The organism is Helicobacter trogontum, assembly GCF_000765905.2.
GTDB classification, from domain to species: Bacteria; Campylobacterota; Campylobacteria; order Campylobacterales; family Helicobacteraceae; genus Helicobacter_A; species Helicobacter_A trogontum.
The window spans coordinates 1-542 of record NZ_JRPL02000107.1 but is presented as its reverse complement, the minus strand read 5'-3'; the positions used below and the strand labels follow the sequence as shown (position 1 = coordinate 542).

General features: G+C 29.2%; 1 protein-coding gene. It reads right to left on the bottom strand.

The features are described from left to right. Positions 1-411 (bottom strand): hypothetical protein (locus tag LS81_RS11095; protein ID WP_034348113.1); only part of this gene is annotated, 411 nt, incomplete at its 3' end. Positions 412-542 lie beyond the last annotated feature (131 nt).

The window sequence follows — 542 nt, the reverse complement described above, 5'->3', positions numbered from 1 at the left end:
ACAAGCATTAAAATTTATAATTAAACTATCTTTTGTGCGTTTAAACTCAAAATTACATATATTTTGATACCCATCTCTAACAGCATCATAATCTCTAATATCAGCAGTATATTTATTACTCTCACCAACCTTTGGTAAAGGAGTGTTAAGCATATATTTAAGCACAAGCAAGTATGAGTTGTTATGTTCTATATCACCAAGAGATTCCTGTTGCTGTATTTCTTCCTTGAGATAAAATTGAAAGGCTTCCTCTATACTTGAAAGGTTTTTGTAAAAACATCTACTTGCAATACATAAGTCATTCCCACATCTTATCTCATTATAACTCTTATCACAACTTTTAGTAATAGTGTTTGCAGGATTTGCATAGACACAAATAACACTAAGTAAAACAAAGACTAACTTTTTCATTTTTGCTCCTTATTTAATAAATTAATTCTCGCCAAAAGTATTTTTATAACCCTCTTGTAGAATCTCTAAAGGGTCAGCTATATCATTTCTTCTTTCAAAAATATTTCCTGCTATACTCAAAATATCTTTAC